Below are 24,543 nucleotides of genomic sequence, written 5' to 3'. Positions count from 1 at the left end.
ATGCTTGAAATTAACAACCAACAGCTTGAAACAGACAAACAAGGTTATTTACTTGACCATACTTTATGGTCAAAAGAATTAGCGCCCATTATTGCACAGCAAGAAAACATTAGTTTAACTGAGCAGCATTGGGAAGTTATTAACTTTGTTCGCAACTTTTACCTAGAATACAACACCAGCCCCGCTATTAGAATGCTGGTAAAAGCCATGGCTAAAGCACTCGGTGAAGATAAAGGTAATAGCCTATATTTATATAAATTATTTCCTAAAGGCCCGGCAAAACAAGCGACTAAAATTGCCGGCTTACCAAAACCTGCCAGGTGCATATAATGAATAATAAGTCAGCTAATAAGCAAGAGTACACAGCTAAACCCAAACGTAATACTGGCAGAACCTATTCTCGCAGCACGCTAAAAAGCGTCGCTTCAAAAAGAGAAATAAAACCAGCAATAGCTGCACAAGATATAAAAATAGTCTTATTTAATAAGCCTTTCGACGTTTTGTGCCAATTTACTGATGATGCCAACAGAAAAACCCTTGCTGAATTTATTCCTATAAAAGAAGTTTACGCTGCAGGCAGACTCGACAGAGACAGTGAAGGTTTATTACTGCTCACCAATTGCGGTAAATTACAAAACACCCTAACCGCACCGGGTAAAAAAACCAGTAAAACTTATTGGGTTCAGGTAGAAGGTGAGCCGAGCTCAGAGTCAATTGCTGCACTATGCACAGGCGTAGAATTAAAAGATGGCCTTACATTACCCGCTAAAGTGAGCATCATCAGTCAGCCAACAGTATGGACGCGTAACCCGCCAGTAAGAGAGCGAAAACTAATACCTACAACTTGGCTCAGCATAACAATAAGTGAAGGGCGTAACCGCCAAGTTAGACGCATGACAGCACATATTGGGCACCCTACTTTGCGCTTAATTCGCTATAGTATTGGTAAATATACCCTAGATGGTATTAAAAACGGCGAGTATAAAGTCATGACAGGTATAGAGCATACCTAACTGATGTAAACCAACTTACAATCGCTAATTTATAAGCCATTATTAACTTTAAATTAGCGTTTAAGCTATTTGCCAGGGCTTAGCGCAATACAATTACGCCCTTGGTTTTTTGCATAATAAAGAGCATCGTCGGCAGCTTGAATAAATGTTAAATGATCATCACACTGATGATGATTAACAGTATTAATTCCCATGCTTACTGATAAATACCCTGTAAAGCTATCTTCATGCACAATTGCCAACATTTCAATTGCTTTTTGAATTTGTTCAGCCACAAATAGCGCCCCTTGTTTATCTATTTGTGGTAGCAATACAACAAACTCTTCGCCCCCATAACGGGCAACAAAATCCTCTGGACGACTCACTGTGCCGGCAAGTTTTTGTGCCACAGCGTATAAGCACTTATCGCCTGCAATATGCCCGTAACGGTCGTTAAATTTTTTGAAGTTATCAATATCAATTATAATGAGTGAAAGCTGACAGTTTGCTAATTTAACACGGGAAAATTCATCAACAATTTTTTCATCAAAGCGGCGCCTATTGGCAATTTTGGTTAACGAATCTAAAAACGCCATTTCGCTTAAAATCTCATGTGCTTTAATCCGCTCAGTGGCGTCATTAAAAACAACCAAAAATTCATTACCAATATTAATACCCGATACTTGCATAATGACTTGCTCACCATTTTTGCAGGTTATTTGGTAGTCGTTTGCAGGAATATCGCCTTTATTACTTTCGGCTTGTGCAAGCGATGCATTCCATAATGCCCGAGCAGCATTTCTTTTATCAATATCTGGGTAGGCTTTTTCCCACCAAATATCTACATTGGGCGTATCATTTATAGTAAAACCAAATACATCAATATAACGCTGGTTAACTTTTAATATATCACCCGTTTCAACGCACACATTACAAATAGGCATAGGAAGCACTGTAAATAATTTCGCATAATGGCTCAGCTCATGATTACGCATAGGGTGATGCGTGTGAGCAATTAAATACTTTTGTTGTGGGTCGTTATGTTCGTTAAGTAATTTGGCATTCATAGTCGCTACAAAATGCCATTCAACCCACCATGTTTCTAAATGCTCTAATAATGCTTTTTCTACTTTTAGATTAGGGCTCAACGACTGTTCAATTAATTTAAATAACTCAACAATAGGATGTGGCTCTTGGAAAAAAATAGGGGGAGTTATTGTGATCAATTCATCAAACAAATAATAAGCTGTTTCTTTAAGTTCACTCAACGGGTTGTTAAGCAACTCACTTATATCGGTTTTTTTTGAGTAATCTAAAATAAAAGATTTTACTTTGTTGACGTGAGAAGCATAGTTCATATATTCATTCCATTGAGTATATTAATAATAACCTTAGTTACGCTTAAATATAACACTATAAAGCAATATAAAGCTATAACTCCTCCTACTATTACACAGCTAATATTCACACTTATTTACTATTTATATTTATTTTGCTTACTGCAAATAGCAAAAACGTTTTGCTGACGCTATAAAAATAACTACAAAAGCGCTGCATTAAGGCTAAGCCTCTTTAAGCGCTGCTTAAATACATGCTATAATCGCGGCCTTTCCAAGATGTTATTAATAACAGTAATCTGTATAAGCGAAATTATTCATGAGCGAAAATAGTCACATTAAAGTCATCGTAGGTATGTCCGGCGGTGTTGATTCTTCTGTATCTGCATATTTGTTAAAGCAACAAGGCTATCAGGTAGAAGGCCTGTTTATGAAGAACTGGGAAGAAGACGACAATGATGAATATTGCGCCGCAGCTGATGATTTAAAAGACGCGCAAGCTGTTTGCGATAAACTCGGTATTGAACTGCATACAGTTAACTTTGCCGCTGAGTATTGGGATAACGTATTTGAGTACTTTTTAGCTGAATACAAAGCAGGTCGTACACCTAACCCAGATATAATGTGCAATAAAGAAATTAAATTTAAAGCCTTTTTAGAATTTGCGGCCCAAGCATTAGGCGCCGACTTTATTGCCACCGGTCACTATGTACGCCGCGAACTACGCGATGACAAATACGTTATGTGCCGCGGGTTAGATGATAATAAAGATCAAAGCTACTTTTTATACACGCTTAGCCACGAACATATTGGCCAAACATTATTCCCTGTTGGCGATATTGCTAAGCCAGAAGTACGCCGCATAGCTGAAGAGCAAGACCTAATTACTCACGATAAAAAAGACAGCACAGGTATATGTTTTATTGGTGAGCGCAAATTTAAAGACTTTTTACAAAAGTTTTTACCTGCCCAACCTGGTGTTATCGAAGACACTGATGGTAACAATGTAGGCGAGCACGAAGGATTAATGTATCACACCCTAGGTCAACGCAAAGGCTTGCTAATTGGTGGTATGAAAGAAGGCTCAGGCGAGCCATGGTATGTAGTAGATAAAGACCTTGAGCGAAATGTACTTATTGTTGGCCAAGGTAAAGATCACCCTCGCCTATACAGTAATGGCCTTAATGCTAACCAATTGCACTGGGTTGACCGTATTGGCCCTAAAGGCACTACTCGCTGCACAGTTAAAACCCGTTACCGCCAAGAAGACTTAAGCTGTACGCTACTTGTAGGCGAAGACGGCATGGCACGCGTATTATTCGACGAGCCACAAAAAGCCGTTACTCCAGGTCAATCTGCCGTATTTTATGCAGAAGATGTGTGTTTAGGTGGTGGTATTATTGATTCGGTGATCAAATAATGAATCAACACCAAGTCATGGCGCTTGCCGCCATGTGCCAAGTTGCTAAACAAGTTCAAAAAGTTGCTCAGTACGGCAATAATAATGAACACGATTTAGAAATACTACTTTCGAGTATTATTCAAACCTCGCCGGCATCGCCAGAGGATGTATATCAAGGCACAGATAACCTACGCGATGGCTACAAAACATTATTGGCACAGCTAAGTGCTGGTGCGCAAAAAGATGTTGAAATTGTAAAATACGTCGGTGGTTTAATGCAGCTAGAACGTGCCTTGAGTGCAAACGACAAAAGCTTAAACGAATTAGGTAAACGTATTGATGACATTCATCGACGTTTAGATCATTTTGCTATAACCGACGAGAGCGTTGTCGCCGGTTTAGCGGATATATACTCAACGGTGCTAAGCCCCCTTGGGCACCGTATACAGGTTTATGGTAAACCTGAGTTACTAAAGCAGCAGCTCACTCAAAATAAAATCCGCGCATTATTATTAGCCGGTATTAGAAGTGCAGTTTTATGGCGACAAATGGGCGGTAAACGCCGTCACTTTTTCTTTGCAAAAAGAAAAATAATCGCCATTGCTAAAGCAAAAATTTAATTATCGTTCAAACTAAAATTTAGGAGTTATTATGGAGCTTTCAGCGTTAACGGCTATCTCTCCAGTGGATGGTCGCTACGGCAGCAAAACCACTGAACTACGCAGTATTTTCAGCGAATTTGGCCTAATCAAATACCGCGTAACCGTTGAAGTGCGTTGGTTGCAAGCGTTAGCTGCAGCGAGCGATATTAAAGAAGTCCCTGCATTTAGCGAACAAGCTAATGCATTACTAAACGCCATTGTTGATAACTTCAGCGAAGCTGATGCACAGCGCGTTAAAGATATTGAACGCACAACAAATCACGACGTTAAAGCGGTTGAATACCTTCTAAAAGAAAAAGTAGCCGATAACGCAGAACTACATGCAATTAACGAATTTATTCATTTTGCATGTACCTCTGAAGACATTAACAACCTATCTCATGGTTTAATGCTAACTGAAGCACGCAATAATGTATTACTACCATATTGCGATCAGTTACTTAGCGCAATTAAAGAAAAAGCGATTGAGTACAAAACAATCCCTATGATGACACGTACGCACGGACAACCTGCTACACCGTCTACTATGGGTAAAGAGTTTGCTAACGTTTACATGCGCTTAAAACGTCAACGCGACCAAATTGCACAAGTAGAAATGCTAGGTAAAGTTAACGGTGCTGTAGGTAACTACAACGCTCACCTTAGTGCATACCCAGATTACGATTGGCACACACATGCAGACAAATTTGTATCAAGCCTAGGTTTAACTCTAAACCCGTTTACTACACAAATTGAACCGCATGACTACATTGCTGAGCTTTTTGATGCTATTGCCCGTTTTAACACAATACTGCTCGATTTTGATCGTGACATGTGGGGTTACATTGCCCTTAATCACTTTAAGCAAAAAACCATTGCTGGCGAAATTGGCTCATCAACAATGCCACATAAAGTTAACCCTATTGATTTTGAAAACTCAGAAGGTAACTTAGGTTTAGCAAATGCTATTTTTTCTCACCTTGCACAAAAGCTGCCTGTTTCTCGCTGGCAACGTGATCTTACCGACTCAACGGTATTACGTAACTTAGGTGTAGGTATGGGTTATGCACTTATTGCATACCAATCAACACTTAAAGGTGTAAGTAAGCTTGAAGTAAACGAGCAACGTTTATTAGAAGAGCTTGATCAAAACTGGGAACTGCTAGCAGAGCCAATTCAAACAGTTATGCGTAAGTACGGTATCGAAAAGCCATACGAAAAGCTTAAAGACTTAACCCGTGGCAAACGTGTAAACCAAGAAATAATGGCAGACTTCATCGATGGTTTAGACCTTCCTGAACACGCTAAAGTAGAAATGAAAAAACTAACACCTGCTAATTATATTGGCCGCGCTGTTGAGTTTATTGATGATTTAGTTTAATAACTAAACTAAAATCAATGAAAAAGCGAAAGGTCTCCTTTCGCTTTTTTTGTTTTAATACCACTTGCACTAATTTGTAGGGCCACTGTATGTATCAATTAAAAATAAATGACTTATCAGAGCAAGAGTTTTTAACTCAGTTCTGGCAAAAAAAACCACTCTTAATTAAACAAGGTTTTAGTAATTTTCAGGACCCGCTTGATGCGAATGAACTTGCAGGCCTTGCAATGGAAGACAGCATAGAGTCGCGTATTGTTACTAATCATAATAATGAATGGCAATCGCACCAAGGGCCGTTTGAAGACTTTGAACAGCTTACAGAGCAACACTCTACTTTATTAGTACAAGCGGTTGATCATTGGCATAACGATGCAGCACAGCTGCTAGAGCCGTTTCGATTCATCCCAAACTGGCGCATAGATGATTTAATGATCAGCTATTCAACGCCTGGCGGTGGTGTTGGCCCGCATTTAGATCAATACGATGTATTTATTATTCAAGGTGAAGGCAAACGCCATTGGCGAGTAGGCCTACCAGATCCTAGCCTTAAACAATTCACCCAAAATAAAACATTATTGCAAGTAGAAGCGTTTACTGCGGTTATTGATTGTATTTTAGAACCCGGCGATATTTTATATATTCCACCAGGTTGCCCGCACGAAGGTTATGCCGTAGAAAACGCCCTTAATTATTCGGTGGGTTTTAGAGCGCCAAATCAACAAGATTTACTCTCTAGCTTTGCCGATCATATTATTGATACCGAAAGCGGACAAAAGCGTTACACCGACCACAACCTTACATTAAGAGAGTCTAAGGGCGAGCTGAGCGATACTGAGGTTGATAAAGTAAAAGTGCTAATGCAGGCATTACTAAACGACCACACCTTATTTAAACAATGGCTTGGCACAACTTTAAGCCAACCAAAGCACGATATGGACTTAATGCCTGTTGAGCAACCGTTTAATGCGGCGCAAATAGCCGATGCAATAAACAGTGACGACATAAGCTTTGAACGCCTAGGTGGAACGCGTGCTATATATCAGCAAACAGCTGATGAATTATTAGTAAGTGTTAACGGAGAAAACTACTCTGTACCAAATAGTGACTTGAATGCTGTTAAGTTACTTACTGATTTTACAGGTTTTAATGCGCAACAGCTAAAAAACACGGCCCCAAGCCTAGTTTTTATTGAAATATTCACTACACTAATTAATGAGGGTATTTGGTTCAATTAGAGGTGTATTATGGACTACCGGGTAGAACAGGTCGATTGGCACAGCCAAAAAGCGCTACTGCAGCAAATAAGAGAGCGTGTATTTGTTTATGAGTTACATATTCCTAAACATATTGAATTTGACAACCTAGACCCACTTGCCCAACATATTCTTGTCACCTGTATTACCAACGACACACAGTCTCCTGTAGCCACAGGCAGGCTGTGTAGCGATGGCCTTATAGGCCGTATAGCTGTATTACCCGCCCACCGCAATCGCAATGTTTACAAATCCCTACTTAACTTTATTGTTGCACTTGCTGCAGAGCAAAATATTGAAGTACTGAGTATTAACTGCATTTTAGAAGAAGTTGAATTATTTAAACAAAATGGCTTTAGCCAACAAGGCAATGTATTCATGGAGGCTGGCATTGCAAAGCTACGAATGCAATGCCCTGTTACCAGCTTTGAAACTCGTCCATTTACGTTAACGCATTAAAAAGCGAGCTACAATAAATAAAGTAGCTCGCTTTTTAATTTGTTATACAAACATATTAAACTTATTTAGGCTCGTTAGCCCACAGTTGTTCATTTTCGTGCATTTCGTATAAACCATGGGCACGATTGATCAGTAAATTGGCAAAATCAACCTTGGTTTTATCACTCGCCCCTGTTTGCATTATTTGATCAGCTTTTAACTGCCATTGCAGTGAAAAATAACGTATTGCATCGCGAGCATCTTTTGCAGCACTCACTTCAGCATGATCAGTTGGTAAACGACCGGTAATTACCCAATAGTTTTTACCATTTTGCGCCTTAAATTTCCATAGAGCACAAAATGGGGCTAAAAAACGACTGTCTTTTTCAATCAACGTTTTAGGCATAATGCCTTTTTCAGCTAAATGCTTTTGTGCGTTTTGAAAGCATTCACGCTGCCATAATATATTTTGCTGCTCTACTTGAGCTTGTTCTTGTGCTGTTAACGGTTTTTTTTCTTGTTGTGTCATTATTAATAACCTTTTACTTCTTTTTTAACACTTTAAGGGCTTAACAAATAAGGTGCAAGTACAAAAATAGTATTTTTTAGCCTCAAACCCGCTGTTTGCCTGGTTTTTAGCCAAATTTATAAGCTTTACTTAACTATTTTAATATTATGATCGAATGAGCCCACATCCCCCGGAAATACCACCGGCGACTCAATCCCTTCTTTATTAATGGCTGCAACACCAAAATAGTAATTATCAATTACTACATTGTTAAGTGTAGCTTGAGTAACCTTACCCACGGTTTTACTAAACTGCCATTGTGGCTCGCTGGTATAACGCCAATAAATACGATAACCGGTTATATTATTGTCTTTAGATGCCTGCCACGACAAACGCGTATTAGCCGTTACCGCACCCGCGATTTTCACGTCTTTAGGAGGGGCTGGTGCCCACGCCATCGACGCTAAACTTACAGCATTAAGTGCGGTTAATTTGGCCGCATAGTCAAAATCAACGCCTTTGATCGTATCGCCATATTCAATGCCGTTTTCAATGCGTAAGTCTTGATGCTGGCGATCGTAATGCTCGTTTGTTTCCATAATGCGCACTGCAGCAAAGCCCGCGTCATTAAAAGGTCTATGGTGCCCACCTCTACCAAATCGGTCTAACCGATAAACTAACATAGTATTTAAATTAGCAATGTATCTGTCGGCAATGGTATCTATGTAACGCGCCAAGTTACGACTAGCTGAGTCAACCTCGCCCCCCGTAAAGCGCCGCGTTCGTGCTTGCTCTTTAGTTTCTATTACGCGCGTACCTTCAGAAAATATCCGCGCTGTGGTGTTATCGGTTACGCCATTAACCCCGGTAATATTGCCTATCATGTCGTTGTTTAGTACTGCGTGTACTTGCCAGTCGTGTTTTTGCGCATAAGCGGTTAAAATTTTACCACCAAATAAACCCTGCTCCTCGCCCGACAGCGCCGCGTACACCACAGAGCCATTAAATTTATGTTTACTCAATACACGCGCCGCCTCTATTACGCCCGCCACACCAGAGGCGTTATCGTTAGCCCCCGGCGAGTCGCTAGTAAAATCCATCACATCGCTTACGCGTGAGTCTATATCGCCCGACATTATTACCATACGGTTAGGCTCGCTTATACCGCGCTGAATAGCGACAATATTAACCACTTCGGTTGCATCAGGAATTCGTTTTTCGCCCGATATAGTGTCTTTTACTTCAATAATCTCTAGGCATCCGCCGCATTGTGCTGATATTTTTTCGAACTCTTGTTTTATCCAGCGCCTTGCTGCACCAATGCCACGGGTTTCCGATTTAGTGTCTGATAATGTATGGCGCGTACCAAAATCCACCAGCGTTTGAATATCGCCACCAATACGCTGCGCTGAAATATCACCGGCTATAGCATGCAATTTTTGTTGATCAGTGTATTTAATCTCGCCCGCTGCCAATGCTTGCGAAGTTAAACCCACAAAACAAGCAGCTGTAAGGGTACTCACGCTAAGTAATTTTGTTGTTATTTTAAAAGGTGTTTTAAGCATCTAATGGCTCCTTATTTTTATTATAATCACCATTACGTAAGTAAGCTTAGTGCGCAATACTTTTGCGGTAGGCACCACAAAAAAGTAAGTTAAAGCACAGATTAAAAGTTTAATTAAGCCAAATAATCTGCAACTAGAATATTTAGTAATATAGTTATTTTATTTATGCCACACTAGGGTTTTTATTTATTAAAAACTTTATGCGCCAATTAAAAAACGATACCAAGCTCAGTAATCAAATCTATCATGCCGACAGTAAGTTTGGTCCGGTACGCGTTTATCAAAATGAAGATTATAGATGGCTCACTTTTAATAACGATCCGCCGCTAGGCTCTACCCTTCAAGGAGTAATGAGCAAAGCCCGGCCTGAACTATTATGTGTACCAATATATCAAAGCATGTTGTTATTTTTATTAGCCCCGGTTAGTGAGCTACGTATTTTAAATTTGGGCTTAGGCACTGCAGCAATAGAGCGCGCACTTAAACACATTGAATCTAGCCGCCGTAATTTAATTGATACGTTTGAAAGTGTAGAAATAAACCCTGATGTTATAAGTATCGCTAAGCAATTTTTTAAATTACCCAGTGATCATACTGTGCACTTGCAATGTGCTCAGCAATTTATTAGTCAATGCACTCAACAATACGACCTAATTTACATAGATATATTTAGTGGCGAGCACCACCAAACGTTTATTCAAAGCGAGTCGTTTTGGCACGCCATTAACCACTGCATTAATAAAAGCGGCCAGGCAATCATTAACCTAAATCCTAAAACAGGGCAAGAATTACAAACTACTTTAGTACTGTTACGCCATTACTTTAACTGTATTGCACTTATAGAGTTTAACGAGTACAAAAACATTGTTCTTATACTAAGTAACCTTTCGTTAAAGCATATAACGGTAGAGGCAATACAAGCCTCAACAGTAATGCAAAGCATAGCGCCAAACTTGCATAGCAATATAAATACTATTTACCATATAGCAGCAGTATAAAAATTAACGACCAGGCTCAAATGTATCGTAACAAGGTAGGCTCGTTTCTAGCAGTTCCCAATTAGCCCTAGAAGTCACAAAATTATGTGATAATGGCTTTTCTGTAATTGTTGAATCTATAAGGCCTAAGCGAATTCTGTACCGAGATTTATCATCCGCATTAGCACTATAAATAGGTGAACCACAACACTTACAGAAATAACGTGTGCGCCCTGCTTTAAAAGAATACTTACTTAGTAAATCATTGCCTGTTGAAATTGAAAATTCATGCACATTTATAAACCCGTTAGTTGCAAAAGCGGTTCCGCTATTTTTTCTGCAAAGTGAACAATGGCAATGGATAATACTCGTAATAGCACCCGTTATTTTTACTGTAACCTCACCACATAAACATGAACCTGTGTACATACAACTTCCTTATAATTAAATTATTATTTTTTAACCTAATGAATGACTAAAAACAATCTTAGTATTGTTTTAATGCTTACTAATATTAATTATACCTTAGAGTATGAGTAATTAAGCCTCTACTAAGCTGCATTTAAAAACACAAAAATGCTATGATAGCTGCAATTACTTGCCATTTAAGCTATTAAAATGTATCGACTATTTGAGCGCATTACTAAGCCGTTCCCACAAGATAAACCAACGCAGCCACCTAACACGCTGCTTGCGTTTTGTCTTCATTACACCAAAGGCATGGGGCTGTCGCTAGCACTACTCTCGTTAAGTGCCGCCTTGCTCGCTATTTTAGAAGTATCGCTATTTAGCTATATGGGGCAACTAGTTGATTGGCTGGCAATTTATACACCACAAACACTCTTTGTAGAGCAGCAGTCCGAGCTGACAAAAATGGCCCTTATGCTCCTTGTGGTGCTGCCTGTAGTGGTGTTTTTTCATTCTGCAATTTTGCACCAGGCATTACTGGGCAATTACCCCATGTCGATTCGCTGGTTAGCACATAGATATTTATTGCGCCAAAGTGTTAGTTTTTATCAAAATGAATTTGCCGGACGCATCGCCACCAAGGTATTACAAACCTCTCTGGCTGTGCGCGAAGCTGTAACAAAACTACTCGACGTATTAATGTACATAATCGTTTATTTTGGCTCTATGTTGTTTTTAGTAGCCGAGGCCGATTGGCGCTTAATGTTACCCTTACTTGTTTGGCTTGTTTTGTATATTTGCATTCAACTTTACTTTGTACCGCGTCTTAAAAAAGTGGCTACCTCACAAGCCGATGCCCGCTCAGAAATGACCGGCCGCATTGTCGACAGCTACACTAATATTGCTACCATTAAACTATTTTCGTACACCCAACGCGAAGAAGAATACGCAAAACAAAGTATGGATGTTTTTTTACAGCCGGTGTACAAGCAAATGCGTTTAGTTACCAGCCTCAACTTTGTTATTCAAACTTTAAATTACTTATTAGTGTTTTCGGTCACTGCGGTATCACTTTACTTGTGGTCGCTAAGTGCCATTAGCGCAGGAGCAATTGCCGTTGCGGTAAGTTTAGCCCTTAGATTAAACGGCATGGCGCAGTGGATCATGTGGGAAATAAGCAGCTTATTTGAAAATATTGGCACCGTAGCCGATGGCATGCAAACCCTCTCTAACCCAATTGCAGTAGCCGATAAACCCAATGCCAGCACTCTTAACGTTAGCCAAGGTGCAATTGAATTTAACAATGTGCACTTTAACTACGGCAAAGCAGCAAGTGAAACGCTGCGTGGCCCAGTTATTAACGGTTTAAACTTAAATATTAAAGCCGGTGAAAAAATTGGCTTAGTGGGTCGCTCTGGCGCGGGTAAATCAACGCTAGTTAATTTACTACTACGCTTTTACGACACCGACTCTGGCAGTATAAAAATTGACGGCCAAAACATTACCGATGTGAGCCAAGAAAGCTTACGCCGTTACATTGCCATGGTAACTCAAGACACTTCCCTGCTGCACCGCTCAGTAAAAGACAACATTTTATACGGCAGACCAGATGCCACTGAAGCCGAAATGATCGATGCCACCAAGCAAGCTAAAGCTCTAGAGTTTGTAACCGACTTAGTTGATAGCAAAGGTAATAAAGGCTTTGACGCGCAAGTAGGCGAACGTGGCGTTACCTTATCGGGTGGGCAGCGCCAACGTATTGCTATTGCGCGCGTACTGCTTAAAAACGCCCCTATTCTCATACTCGACGAAGCCACCAGCGCGCTTGATTCAGAAGTAGAAGCCGCTATTCAAGCAAGTCTTGATGATTTAATGACAGATAAAACAGTAATTGCTATTGCTCACAGGCTATCAACCATAGCGCAAATGGACAGGCTTATCGTACTTGATAACGGCGGTGTTGTTGAGCAAGGCACACATGATGAGTTAATAGCTAAGAATGGGATTTACGCTGCACTTTGGGCACATCAAACAGGTGGGTTTATTGGCGTTGAATAGTTTTTTTAAGTATTAACAACAAACTTAAAATATTAAACCATAACGAAAAATGCGTTATGGTTTAATATTGTTTTATTACGTGCTAGCTCGCTTTACTTTTTTCTATGGTGTGAGTAGCCGATAATTCTAAAAAGTATTCTAATGAATCATCAAGTACATCTAACCACGGCACAGGAAGCTCAGGTGCCAAGGTGTTTGTTAAAGTAGAGCGATACGCTTTTTCTCTAAAACACATAATGTCTTGTTGTTTATCTTTTTGCCATTCTTTGAGAATATCTGCCTGTTTTTCAACTGCAAATTCAGGGTAATCTGTGGCATTAGTTAAATCACGAATATACGCTGCTTGATAATCAATAGAGCCCTCAACATTCGTTACTTCATCGTACTTAGCTAACCAATTTTTTTCATCTTCTTGTCGTGCTGCTAATGCTGGTATTTTTATTCTGTCTAAAATTTCGTCGCGTACATACCATGCTTGCGCATCAAACATATTAAAAGTGAAGTACTGATCTTGCATGCCTAAATAAACTAACTTAGGGTTTGGCTGCCAAAAAACACCCTTATACAAGTTTGCCGGATACAAACAGTTATGTGTTTGTAAACGTAGTTCGTCAGGTAAAAATGGAAAATGAAATAAATACCCAGTACACATAATCACAGCATCAAAGCGCTTACTAGTGCCATCTATAAAATGCGCAACGTCCCCTTCAAAGTGGGTCACAAGTGGCATTTCTGCAATGCCGTCTGGCCAATTATAGCCAAGTGCTTTAGTACGGTAGCTTATAGTTACCGATTTAGCGCCATACTTATAACACTGCGTACCTATATCTTCGGCAGAATAGCTACTGCCTATAAGTAAAACTTCTGAACCTTTAAATTCTAGTGCGTCTCTAAAGTCATGAGCATGTAATACTCGACCAGAATACTCTTCTAGCCCTTCAAAATAAGGCATGTTTGGTGTAGAGAAATGACCTGTAGCAACAATAACATAATCAAACTCATTCACTTCCTGCTCGCCGGTTTTATGGTTCATAACCGTTACAGTAAACATTTGTGTTTCGTCGTCAAATGTAACCCAACGAACCGGGCACTCAAAGCGAATGTATTTACGAATATCTTGCTTGTTAATACGCCCCATTATGTAGTCTTTAAGCACTTCACGAGGGGGATACGAAGGAATAGGTCTACCAAAATGTTCTTCAAAAGAATAATCAGCAAATTCTAAGCATTCTTTTGGTCCGTTAGACCAAAGATAACGATACATACTGCCATGTACCGGCTCACCATTTCTGTCTAGCCCAGTGCGCCATGTATAGTTCCACATGCCACCAATATCATTTTGTTTTTCGTAACAAACAACTTCCGGTAAATTCTCAATACCGGCTAAACGAGCTGCTTCAAATGCACGTAATTGTGCCAAACCGCTTGGACCTGCGCCCAAAATAGCAATTTTTTTCATTATAAAAGTCGACTCCTAATAGCTAATACGAGCCTTACTATAACATTTTTTCATGCAAATTATTTGCCACAATAAAAATAAATCCTTTTTTATAACATTTACCTTTAAAAAAACATAAAATAAATCAATATTTTATTAACTAGCCGTCTATTATCACCGCAACTTATTTGGCTTAAAAAATTTAATCAGTAAGCACTCAGCCATTAGTTTATAACAGCTTAAATTTAAGTAATAAAAAAAGCGAAGATGCTGTTTATGCTCCTTCGCTTTTACTACCATTAAATACTTAAATTAAAGCTTTATAGTATTATTACTGTGATAAAAAATAGCTTATAGGCGTTTGCTGGTATCTTTAAAATAATGATGCGTTAAGCCATAAGTGCAGCATTATGCTGGCCCCGTAACCTAACGCAATCACAGGCGTCCACTTTAGGTGACCAAAAAAAGTATAGTAGCCGCGTGCTTGCCCCATTAATGCCACTCCCGCAGCCGAGCCAATCGAGAGTAAACTACCGCCTACCCCCGCAGTTAATGTGATCAGCAACCATTGCCCATGCGACATTTCAGGATCCATAGATAACACCGCAAACATAACCGGTATATTATCGATCACTGCAGAAATCACCCCAAGAAAAATATTTGCCGTTGTAGTAGACCAATTGCCGTATAGCATCTCAGACATAAAGTTTAAATAACCTAAAAACCCTAAGCCACCCACGCACATAACAATACCGTAAAAAAATAATAACGTGTCCCACTCTGCCCGTTGCACTCTACTAAATACGTCAAATGGTACAACACTGCCTAGTTTAGCTAATCGTTCTTGATCGCCCAACTGCTCTGCATGGGCTCTTTTACGTGCCAGTGATCCTGGTAAAGTCATTCTTAAAAAATAACCAAAAAACTGTAAATAGCCTAGCCCCATCATCATACCTAATACTGGTGGCAGGTTTAAAAAGCTATGGCAAGCAACGGCAGTGGCTATGGTAAGTAAAAACAACACTAATATTCGCACTGCGCCGCGTTTTGGCTCAACCGCTTCGTATTGTGCGGTTGGGTGCTTATCGGCAACATAAAAGCTCATAATGGCTGCGGGCACTAAGTAATTAACTAAAGCAGGTAAAAACAGCACTAAAAACTCGTTAAAATGCACCAATCCAGCTTGCCACACCATTAGCGTGGTTATGTCGCCAAAGGGGCTAAATGCGCCGCCCGCATTAGCCGCAATAACAATATTAATACAGCTGATGTTTATAAATGGCTTATCACCTTCGGCAACTTTCATTACCACTGCACACATTAATAACGCGGTGGTAAGGTTGTCGGCAATCGGGGAGATAAAAAATGCTAAAAAACCGGTTATCCAAAATAAATTTTTATAGTTAAAGCCTTTACGGATCATCCAAGCGCGCAATGCATCAAATACTCCTCTTTCTTCTAGCGCATTTATGTAGGTCATAGCGACTAGTAAAAAGAGCATAAGCTCAGCAAACTCAAGTAAATTATGCCTAAATGCAGTTTCGGTAAGTTCAGTAATATCATGGCTAACGTAATAGGCACCTATTAATATCCAAATTAATCCTGCTGCAACCAATACTGGTTTCGACTTTCTTAAATGTAGCTTTTCCTCGAGCATAACCACGGTATAAGCAATTAAAAATATACCAATACACAACCAACCAATACTCGATGATGTTAAATCTAACTGCCCTTGCGCAGCCCAAACTGGCGAGCAAAAAAACAACATAGCAATACATACTATGTTGAACCCCCGTAACAAACTCTTCATTTTACATTTCCTGTTTTAATTACATAAATCAGCTGGCTTTAATTACAATAAAACAATTTATCTGCTTTATTGATACGCATTTTGGTGAGTATTTATTGGTTATTATTTTTTCACCACAATAAAATAGCACAGCATTACCAAGTGGCTATTGTACTGAGGTCTATATATGCATAGGTGGTTGCTATATTGTAAATAGGGTGTGTGAATGGTGGTTGTGTAAGCTTTAATATTTACAGGTTAATTATTTAAAATTCAATTGGTTATATTATTTTTATTTAGTGCTGCGAAAGTAGTTTACAAAAAAAGCGAAGTTGCTATGTAAGCAACTTCGCTCTTGGTTAATTGTTGTTTGTTATTTAATTTGTATTAGGCAATTAACCTTAAACCTACCATTACTAGCATCACAACATTGGCAAGTACGCCAATTAAAAAGAAGTAGCTACGTGGGCTAGGATTTTTATTAGTAGCAATTGCGTAGTACAGCACCATATGAATTAATCGCGCAATAACGTATATCCATACACATAGTGCAAATATTGGGCTTTGATAATTTATTACAAAAGCAAACAACACTGTTCCTATAAATAACGCACTATTTTCAAGGGTATTGTGAAAAGTACGGTGTGCTCTAAATATAAAACTATCGTGCGATAAGTCGTCACTTATTTTACCCGGCACTGCATTAGGCTGTTTTGCTTTACTAAAAGTTGCTACCGCCCACTGTACAAGCAACATAATTAAATACAGGTAAAACGCCAAATACGCCGAAAGTGCAATATTAGTCATAGTTAATTTCCTTGTTTTTATTAAAGATTATCAATTTTTAGATGTTTAACATTAATAACAGGCAAGTTTTAGGCCGAGTTTAATTATTTGATAGTTATACAAATAATTAAAGCTATCGTTTAAACTCAGTAATTTATTCCGACGTTTTTACATAAAAGCACTTAATACTTAAATTAAAAACCGTAAAAGTAATATTGTTAAACAAATATTATTAGCAATATTAATCATTAAAATTATAGCCTACGACCTCAAAGTTAAAGTAACTATAACCACCCCATGGTCGGTACTTAAATCGTCTCGCTCAAATACTGGGTTAATTAAATGCCGATCGTAAGTGTTATAGTCACTTACTTCAAAAAAGCTATCATGGTAGCTGGCATCAAATTCACTAGACAATAAAATGTAGTCAAGCACTGAACTGCTCGCGCCATAATAATGGGTTGGCGTGCGTGGAGTTGCTGGCTTAGCCACATTATTTGTATCACCTTGCTCAATTACAGCACTCACTATATCGCCATCAACACGCAAGTCGTCTGTTGGTGCTTGTGGCTCAGCACTTGCCAATTGCGACTTTGTAAATAAGTCCCATGCATCATTTAAACAATATTTAGCAAGGTAAGTTTTAGCGTCAAAAGCAGAGGCAAAACGCAGTGTATTAGTAAGCATGTGGCTTAACACACCATCGGCTATGCTGTTATTAAAGTCGCCCATTAAAATCATAGGCTGCTGCGTAGCTTCGCGGCGCGCAATCATTTGTATCATTAATAATGTGGCTTCGCTGCCGCGCTGAATAGTTGATCCCCAGCCACCCGCTACATTCGCTTTTAAAATCTCAATTATGTTCTTTTCGGGCGAAAGTGCTTTATTGTGCTCATCAACCTCAATCATTGGGCGTTTAGATTTAAAATGCACCACATAACAATCGGTATTACCTATGTGCGGCAAAGTTACTGTGGCTCTTAATACCTTGCGGCTAAATGTAAAATCAGCACTAAGCCCAAGGGTAGCTACAAGTTCATTATCGTGCTGCACCGCAGCCACTTCAACAATAGGATATTTTGCGGCAATTGCCACTACGGGGCGTTTATAAATAAAGTCGTCAATCACCTCGGGCGTATCTACCACTGCAAAGTGCTCATAACCTTGCCCACGTACTAATTCTTGTAACGACTCAATACTAAACACTTCCTGAAAACCAATCACATCAGGTGCGTGCTCTGTTAAATAATCAATAACCCACTGCTGCTTTTTAGCCCACTGTTGCGCGGTATAAATTTTCTCAAACTCATAGTATGCATTGGGTGGCTCAAGGTAATTAAACAAGTTAAATGTGGCTATTTTTAGTTGAGTGTTTTTTATCAAAAGAGGTTCCACTGCTGTACATTTTAAAATAACAAACATCGCTGAGTTATTAGCCCTAATGCTTGCTTAAATGAATACGTAAAAGTATGTAATAGCAGTATACCCTATTGCTTATCGTTTTTAAGGCTTTAGGGGGGTGTTCAAAACCTGTGCTATTTCAGTAAATTAGTAAAAACAAGATCATACATGGTAAATCAATTCAATTTCATACATCAAACAATAGCATTACAAATTTAGCTGCTTACGTATTCGTACGCTTTATTTTTACCCTTGAGTATCGCTACGCGCTATTAAAACCAACCCCCCCCCCTCATCTTTTACAAATATCTCCAAAAAGCACAGTGCCTATTTTATTACTGCTTTATTATGCTTATATGCAATGAGGTTGCAGTAACAACCTTTAAAACTACGCATTGAATAATTCTCAACTTACTATTTTAGCCCGTTATTTAGGCTATACTGCCCTTTCCATTACCTACAAACGTTATGTATTATGAACTACTCAAACTTTGGCACTAAATTTACACAACCCAACGGCATTACTCAGTTAATGGAAGACTTAGGCAGTGCTAAAAGCAGTAACAATCCTAATATTGTTATGCTGGGTGGCGGTAACCCTGCTTTAGTACCACAAGTAAATGAGGTTTTTTTAAGTGAGTTACAAAAGCTCGTTGCCAGTAATAAAGTATCGCAAGTATTTGGCCTTTACGACGGCCCAACCGGTAACGACGAGTTTAGAGCTGCATTAGCAAGCCAACTAAGTAAAGAATATGCATGGGATATAAGTGCCAATAACGTAGCACTTGGTAATGGCAGCCAAGCTAACTTTTTTGTGCTGTTTAATATGTTTGCAGGCGAAATGCCTGATGGCAGCCATAAAAAGATTTTATTTCCCCTCGCGCCAGAATACGTAGGTTATGCCGACCAAGGTTTATCGGACGATATGTTTGTTGCCATAAAGCCCGATATCGAAATTTTAAATACCGGTAGCACATCTAAACAATTTAAATACGTTATTGATTTTAAAGCGGTTGAAAAAATATTAGCAAACGACAGCAGTATCAGTGCGCTGTGCGTATCGCGCCCTACCAATCCAACCGGTAATGTAATAACCGACGATGAAGTAAAACACCTTGATTTACTCGCTAAGCAATACAACATTCCACTCATTATAGATAACGCATATGGCGATCCATTCCCGGGCTGTATTTACACCGACGCAAACCTAACCTGGAACTCAAACATAATTTTATGTATGTCGCTTTCAAAGCTTGGCTTACCGGGTTTACGCAGCGGTATTGTGGTTGCAAACAATGAAATTATTAAAGCAATTGGCCGCGTAAATGGCAGCATGGTTTTATCGCCAAATAGTATAGGCCCAAGCTTAGTTACCCGTTTAATTAACGACGACGAACTACTGCCGCTGTGTCGTAATGTTGTGTTGCCTTTTTATCGTAATAAAGCACAAATAGCGATTGAACTGTTTGATGAAATATTTGCCGATATGAGTGTTTACTTGCATAAAGTTGAAGGCGCATTTTTTATGTGGCTGTGGTTTAAAGATGCAAAAATAACAAGCGAAACACTATACCAAAAGCTTAAAGTGCAAGATGTGTATGTAATTCCTGGACACAACTTTTTTATTGGCATTGACGATAGCTGGGCGCACAAGCACGAGTGTATTCGCATTAACTATGCAACCGATGAAGCAACACTACGCAAAGGTTTACAAACCATAAAGTATTTAATGGCGTAAATTAATGCTTATGCTATCTACGCTTTGGCTATAACTTAACATCCACTATAACGGCACGCTATTGAGCAAGTGTTGCCTTTATCCCTTATTTACCTCTGTAATTCTGTACTCTTTTTGTGCAAACGCGCGCTATACTCTTTAAATTTATATATAAACTGTTATTCTACGCGACCTTTTTTACACGCTATTTACTAGCGGGTAGCATAAAAGGTAGTTCAGGCTGCAAACGCTTACTAAGTGGCAGTAATAAAACGCGCGCCCATACAGGTGCACACTTTAAACACCAACATACAGGTAAATTATGCGATTAGGACCAGGACTACTAGTCACCGCAGCCTTTATAGGACCAGGCACCATAACGACTGCTAGCGTAGCAGGTGCAAACTTTGGCTTTGCACTTATCTGGACATTACTTTTTTCAGTAATAGCCACTATATTATTACAATCTATGGCTGCTCGCCTTGGCGTAGCAACAGGCAAAGATCTTGCTCAAGCACTGCGCGCGCATATTCATACCCCAGTGCTTAAAGTGCTCGCTAGCTTTTTGGTAATAAGCGCCATTGGCGTGGGCAGCGCCGCCTATGAAGCGGGTAACCTTAGTGGCGCTAGCATGGGTTTAATAAAGATATTTCCGACAATAAATGCGCAAATATGGACGCCGCTCATTGCTTTTATTAGCGCATTGTTACTGTACAGCGGAAAACATAAAGTGGTAGAAAACGCGCTCATTTTATTAGTGATTTTAATGAGCTTAGTGTTTATTTCTACTTTAGTTATGGCTGCTCCGCCTATAAGCCAAGTACTAGCGGGTTTTATTCCTACTATGCCTGAGGGCTCTGTTACCACTGTACTTGCACTGATTGGCACCACCATAGTACCTTATAATTTATTTTTGCATTCAGGAGTGCTCGCAGCAAAATACAACAATAATAGCGATAAACGTAAAATAATTAAGCAAACAAATATCGATACCAGCTTATCAATCACTTTAGGTGGAGTGATCACTTTGGCTATTTTATCTACCGCCTCGGTGGCTTTTTATGGTACCGACGCAGGTAAAGTTAGCGCAGCAAATATGGCTGTACAGCTTGAGCCATTATTAGGTGGCGCTGCCCATTACTTTTTTGCTATTGGTTTATTTGCTGCAGGTTTAACTAGTGCAATTACTGCTCCTTTAGCGGGAGCCTATGCAGTTTGCGGAATGCTTGGTTGGTCTAACAAAATGCAAAGTAGCCGTTTCAAATCGGTAGCATTAGTTATCTTATTGTTTGGCGCAGCTGTTGCCTCTTTGGGGTTAGATCCGGTTGCCGTGATCATTTTTGCCCAAGCTGCTAATGGCTTATTACTGCCTATTATTACTGTTTACTTACTCTGGTTGGTAAATCAAAAAGCGGTGATGGGCAATTACACCAATTCTGTGTTATTAAACCTTATCACTGTGCCTATATTACTGCTTATATTTGGCTTAAGCAGCTACAAGCTGATTAGTTTGATTTTTTAATTAAACTAAAAACATCTAATTAAAAGCCACTGTTCACTACAAACAGTGGCTTTTTTACTTATTCATTATAATAAAAACCTTTCCTGTATCCTGCAGTAATTAAAATCAGATAATATTTGTTTTTGTTAAGCGTGAAAACACATAGCCACCGGCCGCACCTGCAAGCAATTGAGTGTAAAACCCCCAACCTCTTGCACCCGCTATAATATGTATATTCATAATCGATTCAATGGCAATTAACACCATAGCAAATGCCACAATGCCAGCAATAACAAATAGCTGAGTACGGTATTTTTGAACCTTTTTATTAAGCTGCACCGTAACTAAAAAAGCGATTGCCAATGCAATGGCAATAATAGCGCCATAGGTGGGTAATAAGCCCAACCAATCATCCAGTGTTAAACTAACACGGTCGCTAAAGCCCACTACAACACCTACATTAACTAATTGATTGACAACGTATTGGCTATGAAACAAGCTAGCAAGTGTGAATGTAAATAACCAAGAAACTAAAAATGAGGGCAATATACGTGTTAAAAATGACATGGTTATCTCAACTTAAAATAAAGTTTTTTTCTTATATAAGCCATGCTAGCAAAGGCTTACCCCGTAAACAATGTATCTCTTTTTTTACTCTGCTTTCGCTTTTTGCGTTTTCTGTTAATGCAGGCGCTGCGTTACCAAAAAAGCAATACAGTACAAAAACCCTTGCTACACAATTACAGTCTCCGTGGAGCATGGTTGAACTAGCAAACGGTACATGGTTAATTACAGAGCGCGATGGCCACGTAGTTATAATTAAAAATAATGCGCAATCAAGAGTAAAACTAAACCTAGAGGGCTTATACCTTGCAGGCCAAGGTGGCTTGCTCGATATAGTATTATCGCCAGATTATAGCAATTCCAAAGAAGTAATTTTTACCTACGCCCAAGGCGATGCCAACGCAAACAGGCTTGTTGTTGCCAAAGCCATCTTTAATGGTACTCGTTTTTCAAAGCCGCAAATTATTCATAAAGTAGCTACCAATAAAAACACACCACAGCATTACGCTGGGCGCGCCCTTGTCCTACCCGACAATACGTTATTAGTTTCAACGGGCGATGGCTTTGACTTTAGAGAGCAAGCACAGGTTATTACCAGCCAGCTTGGTAAAATATTACGTATAAACTTAAACGGCAGTATTCCAACAGATAACCCATTTATTAACCATACAAATCCAAATGCCCATGCTGTTTACTCACTTGGCCACCGTAATCCTCAGGGCCTTGTATATGATTACGATACACAGCAAATTATTAGCCACGAACACGGCCCCGCAGGCGGCGACGAGCTAAACTACTTAACCGCAAGCACCAATTATGGCTGGCCAGTAATTACTTACGGTAGGGATTATTCGCAAGCGCGTATTTCACCTTTTACGCAATACCCAGGCATGCAAAAACCAAGTGTTAATTGGACGCCATCAATAGCCCTATCTGGCATGGCGTATTACGGCTCTAAGCACGCGGCTTTCCCTTCACTACAAAAACATGTGTTAATTACGACTTTGGTTGATAAAAAGCTCTACGCTGTAAATTTAGCTAATGGTGAATTTACCCAGTCTCATATATTCCCAGAGGCCACAGGCCGATTAAGGGATGTATTTGTAACCACTGAGGGTAATGTAGCAATATTAACCGATGGGGAAGATGCAAAGCTGATGTTAGTTAAATCAAATTAGTTCACAAGAGGGTTAGGGAGACTTCGCTTTTAGGGGGGATAGCACCTTTTAGTAAGCCGCTTTAATAGGTTTAATAACTCTGTGGGTGGCGCCTTCGGCTTAACCAACCTACCTTTTGACGTAAGTCGGATAAGTGGCGAAGCCACGCCATCCGACAAAAGTGATGAGTTTACTAGAAACAACCCGACTTACCGCGTTATGCAGTAACCGAAAAATGTATTAAAGGTAATTACAGGAGCTTTACACCTAGTTTTTACCCGATTCTAATTTCTGTTTTAATAATTCAATAAGTTGAATATTAAGCCCGGTAATTTCACCTTCTAGCACCCTCACTTTTGCCTGCGACTCTTCATCATCTTTACTGCGTAACAATGCAGTTTCCTGCAGTAGTTTTTCAAGCTTTTCTTGTATTTCAGCAATTAGTTCATCAAGGAGGTCACCTTCAGATTGTGATGCTTGATCTACATCTTCATTACCTAATAACTTGCGAAACGCCGCTTGATTTTTATCTTCCAGACTTTTTTCCGCCCCCTCTTCAGATATATCTACTTGAACACCTTGAGCCACTCCCTTTTGCACTGTCTCTTTTTCAGAAGCGTCATCAGCCATCACCTTTAAAATTTGTTTTTTCGGGTAAGTTTCTAAAGGTTTAGACGTTATGTTAACTGACATTTTATCCATTGTAATACCCTTATTTAATCAATTATTGGTGGCTAGAGTTCAACTATAATGTTTTGCCAACTGTTATTTATTCTTGTATATAAAAAATTGTGCCTGTCTTATTTTACTTTTAGATCACTGACATTTAAATGGATAAGGATTGTATTTAGGTGTTGGAAAACGAATACACCCTACGATGAATCGACGTATTTAGCAGCATTAAAACGCAGAGGCTCACCACTTTTAAAATTTGCAATCAATAGCTAAATTTTACTAGTCGTCCACCTCAGGGCGTGTTGTTAGTAGTTTTTACATCTTTCCTTGTTGCTTCATTCGTTCTGCACACCATTCTTCATCCGCTTTACGTTGTTTTTCACGATCTCTAGATGTATAAGTATTAACATGCAATTTTTTAGATGAAGAGCTAGGGGCTGTTGATCTTTGTAGTACATATATCAATCAGCCCACATTGGTAGCCACATCATAGTAAATGCTAAAGCGAGCATTGAATGATAATTTCGTTCAAGCTTTTCATACCGCGTGGCTATC

Annotated in this window: 22 protein-coding genes and 2 pseudogenes; 13 read left to right on the top strand and 11 right to left on the bottom strand. The window is 39.4% G+C overall.

Features of this window, described 5'->3' with window-relative positions; translation table 11 throughout:
- The gene (locus H5058_RS01300; RefSeq protein ID WP_011328365.1) at positions 1 to 330 is read left to right on the top strand and encodes a TusE/DsrC/DsvC family sulfur relay protein; all 330 of its coding nucleotides are present in this window, start codon (positions 1 to 3) and stop codon (positions 328 to 330) included.
- Entirely contained in the window at positions 330 to 1,013 is a 684-nt protein-coding gene (locus H5058_RS01295; protein ID WP_182676609.1) for a pseudouridine synthase, read from the top strand. The genes H5058_RS01300 and H5058_RS01295 overlap by 1 nt, the downstream gene beginning before the upstream one ends.
- Before the next feature lie 65 nt (positions 1,014 to 1,078).
- On the opposite strand, the gene H5058_RS01290 is transcribed toward H5058_RS01295, so the two are convergent.
- Complete coding sequence (locus H5058_RS01290; protein ID WP_182676607.1) at positions 1,079 to 2,350, bottom strand: sensor domain-containing diguanylate cyclase; 1,272 nt, start codon at positions 2,348 to 2,350, stop codon at positions 1,079 to 1,081.
- Positions 2,351 to 2,648: 298 nt separating this feature from the next.
- Here H5058_RS01290 and mnmA point away from each other — a divergent pair, with 298 nt between their 5' ends.
- From mnmA to H5058_RS01265, 5 genes are all read left to right on the top strand, one after another.
- Positions 2,649 to 3,749, top strand: coding sequence for a tRNA 2-thiouridine(34) synthase MnmA (gene mnmA / locus H5058_RS01285; RefSeq protein WP_011328368.1), 1,101 nt, complete (start codon positions 2,649 to 2,651; stop codon positions 3,747 to 3,749).
- Positions 3,749 to 4,351 carry a high frequency lysogenization protein HflD gene (gene hflD, locus H5058_RS01280; RefSeq protein WP_011328369.1) on the top strand — a complete coding sequence of 201 codons (603 nt, stop codon included), beginning with the start codon at positions 3,749 to 3,751 and terminating at the stop codon, positions 4,349 to 4,351. The genes mnmA and hflD overlap by 1 nt, the downstream gene beginning before the upstream one ends.
- Positions 4,352 to 4,382: 31 nt before the next feature.
- Positions 4,383 to 5,753: an adenylosuccinate lyase gene (purB, locus tag H5058_RS01275; RefSeq protein WP_011328370.1), complete on the top strand. Its 1,371-nt coding sequence runs from the start codon at positions 4,383 to 4,385 to the stop codon at positions 5,751 to 5,753.
- Positions 5,754 to 5,842: 89 nt separating this feature from the next.
- The gene (locus tag H5058_RS01270; RefSeq protein ID WP_011328371.1) at positions 5,843 to 6,988 is read left to right on the top strand and encodes a cupin domain-containing protein; all 1,146 of its coding nucleotides are present in this window, start codon (positions 5,843 to 5,845) and stop codon (positions 6,986 to 6,988) included.
- A 9-nt stretch (positions 6,989 to 6,997) separates the two neighbouring features.
- The gene (locus H5058_RS01265; protein ID WP_011328372.1) at positions 6,998 to 7,465 is read left to right on the top strand and encodes a GNAT family N-acetyltransferase; all 468 of its coding nucleotides are present in this window, start codon (positions 6,998 to 7,000) and stop codon (positions 7,463 to 7,465) included.
- A 61-nt stretch (positions 7,466 to 7,526) separates the two neighbouring features.
- On the opposite strand, the gene H5058_RS01260 is transcribed toward H5058_RS01265, so the two are convergent.
- Both H5058_RS01260 and H5058_RS01255 read right to left on the bottom strand, forming a co-directional pair.
- Positions 7,527 to 7,973: a DUF4826 family protein gene (locus H5058_RS01260; protein ID WP_011328373.1), complete on the bottom strand. Its 447-nt coding sequence runs from the start codon at positions 7,971 to 7,973 to the stop codon at positions 7,527 to 7,529.
- Between the two features lie 125 nt (positions 7,974 to 8,098).
- Positions 8,099 to 9,517, bottom strand: coding sequence for a M28 family metallopeptidase (locus H5058_RS01255; protein ID WP_086998636.1), 1,419 nt, complete (start codon positions 9,515 to 9,517; stop codon positions 8,099 to 8,101).
- A gap of 200 nt (positions 9,518 to 9,717) precedes the next feature.
- On the opposite strand from H5058_RS01255, the gene H5058_RS01250 reads away from it, so the two are divergent.
- Positions 9,718 to 10,515 carry a spermidine synthase gene (locus tag H5058_RS01250; protein ID WP_179807002.1) on the top strand — a complete coding sequence of 266 codons (798 nt, stop codon included), beginning with the start codon at positions 9,718 to 9,720 and terminating at the stop codon, positions 10,513 to 10,515.
- 3 nt (positions 10,516 to 10,518) lie between these two features.
- Here the strand turns inward: H5058_RS01250 and H5058_RS01245 are convergent, their stop codons facing one another.
- Positions 10,519 to 10,923, bottom strand: coding sequence for a GFA family protein (locus H5058_RS01245; RefSeq protein WP_086998643.1), 405 nt, complete (start codon positions 10,921 to 10,923; stop codon positions 10,519 to 10,521).
- Between the two features lie 189 nt (positions 10,924 to 11,112).
- Here H5058_RS01245 and H5058_RS01240 point away from each other — a divergent pair, with 189 nt between their 5' ends.
- Positions 11,113 to 12,960 (top strand): ABC transporter ATP-binding protein, encoded by a 1,848-nt coding sequence (locus tag H5058_RS01240; protein ID WP_058373524.1) that lies wholly within the window; start codon positions 11,113 to 11,115, stop codon positions 12,958 to 12,960.
- 82 nt (positions 12,961 to 13,042) lie between these two features.
- On the opposite strand, the gene H5058_RS01235 is transcribed toward H5058_RS01240, so the two are convergent.
- From H5058_RS01235 to H5058_RS01220, 4 genes are all read right to left on the bottom strand, one after another.
- Positions 13,043 to 14,419, bottom strand: coding sequence for an NAD(P)-binding domain-containing protein (locus H5058_RS01235; protein WP_182676605.1), 1,377 nt, complete (start codon positions 14,417 to 14,419; stop codon positions 13,043 to 13,045).
- 352 nt (positions 14,420 to 14,771) lie between these two features.
- Entirely contained in the window at positions 14,772 to 16,208 is a 1,437-nt protein-coding gene (nhaD, locus tag H5058_RS01230; RefSeq protein WP_182676602.1) for a sodium:proton antiporter NhaD, read from the bottom strand.
- Positions 16,209 to 16,574: 366 nt separating this feature from the next.
- The gene (locus H5058_RS01225; RefSeq protein WP_011328379.1) at positions 16,575 to 16,994 is read right to left on the bottom strand and encodes an MAPEG family protein; all 420 of its coding nucleotides are present in this window, start codon (positions 16,992 to 16,994) and stop codon (positions 16,575 to 16,577) included.
- Positions 16,995 to 17,234: 240 nt separating this feature from the next.
- Positions 17,235 to 18,317, bottom strand: a complete 1,083-nt coding sequence (locus H5058_RS01220) for an endonuclease/exonuclease/phosphatase family protein (RefSeq protein ID WP_182676725.1) — start codon at positions 18,315 to 18,317, stop codon at positions 17,235 to 17,237.
- 532 nt (positions 18,318 to 18,849) lie between these two features.
- On the opposite strand from H5058_RS01220, the gene H5058_RS01215 reads away from it, so the two are divergent.
- On the top strand, positions 18,850 to 20,112 hold the full coding sequence (locus H5058_RS01215) for a valine--pyruvate transaminase (RefSeq protein ID WP_182676600.1): 1,263 nt from the start codon (positions 18,850 to 18,852) through the stop codon (positions 20,110 to 20,112).
- Between the two features lie 301 nt (positions 20,113 to 20,413).
- Positions 20,414 to 21,613, top strand: a complete 1,200-nt coding sequence (locus H5058_RS01210; protein ID WP_086998656.1) for an Nramp family divalent metal transporter — start codon at positions 20,414 to 20,416, stop codon at positions 21,611 to 21,613.
- 105 nt (positions 21,614 to 21,718) lie between these two features.
- On the opposite strand, the gene H5058_RS01205 is transcribed toward H5058_RS01210, so the two are convergent.
- Entirely contained in the window at positions 21,719 to 22,159 is a 441-nt protein-coding gene (locus H5058_RS01205) for a hypothetical protein (protein WP_058373532.1), read from the bottom strand.
- Between H5058_RS01205 and H5058_RS01200 the strand changes: the two genes are divergently transcribed.
- Positions 22,144 to 23,334: a PQQ-dependent sugar dehydrogenase gene (locus H5058_RS01200; protein ID WP_182676598.1), complete on the top strand. Its 1,191-nt coding sequence runs from the start codon at positions 22,144 to 22,146 to the stop codon at positions 23,332 to 23,334. The genes H5058_RS01205 and H5058_RS01200 overlap by 16 nt on opposite strands.
- Before the next feature lie 246 nt (positions 23,335 to 23,580).
- On the opposite strand, the gene H5058_RS01195 is transcribed toward H5058_RS01200, so the two are convergent.
- The gene (locus H5058_RS01195; protein WP_182676595.1) at positions 23,581 to 24,015 is read right to left on the bottom strand and encodes a hypothetical protein; all 435 of its coding nucleotides are present in this window, start codon (positions 24,013 to 24,015) and stop codon (positions 23,581 to 23,583) included.
- Positions 24,016 to 24,126: 111 nt separating this feature from the next.
- On the opposite strand from H5058_RS01195, the pseudogene H5058_RS18410 reads away from it, so the two are divergent.
- Positions 24,127 to 24,261: pseudogene (locus H5058_RS18410) on the top strand (IS110 family transposase); the annotation flags it as partial.
- Between the two features lie 188 nt (positions 24,262 to 24,449).
- On the opposite strand, the pseudogene H5058_RS01190 reads toward H5058_RS18410, so the two are convergent.
- A pseudogene (locus tag H5058_RS01190) lies at positions 24,450 to 24,543 on the bottom strand (IS5/IS1182 family transposase); the annotation flags it as partial.

This window comes from Pseudoalteromonas sp. SR45-4 (genome assembly GCF_014163535.1).
GTDB classification, from domain to species: domain Bacteria; phylum Pseudomonadota; class Gammaproteobacteria; order Enterobacterales; family Alteromonadaceae; genus Pseudoalteromonas; species Pseudoalteromonas nigrifaciens.
Note: the sequence above shows the minus strand (reverse complement) of the source record. Positions and strands in the feature narration are given on the sequence as shown.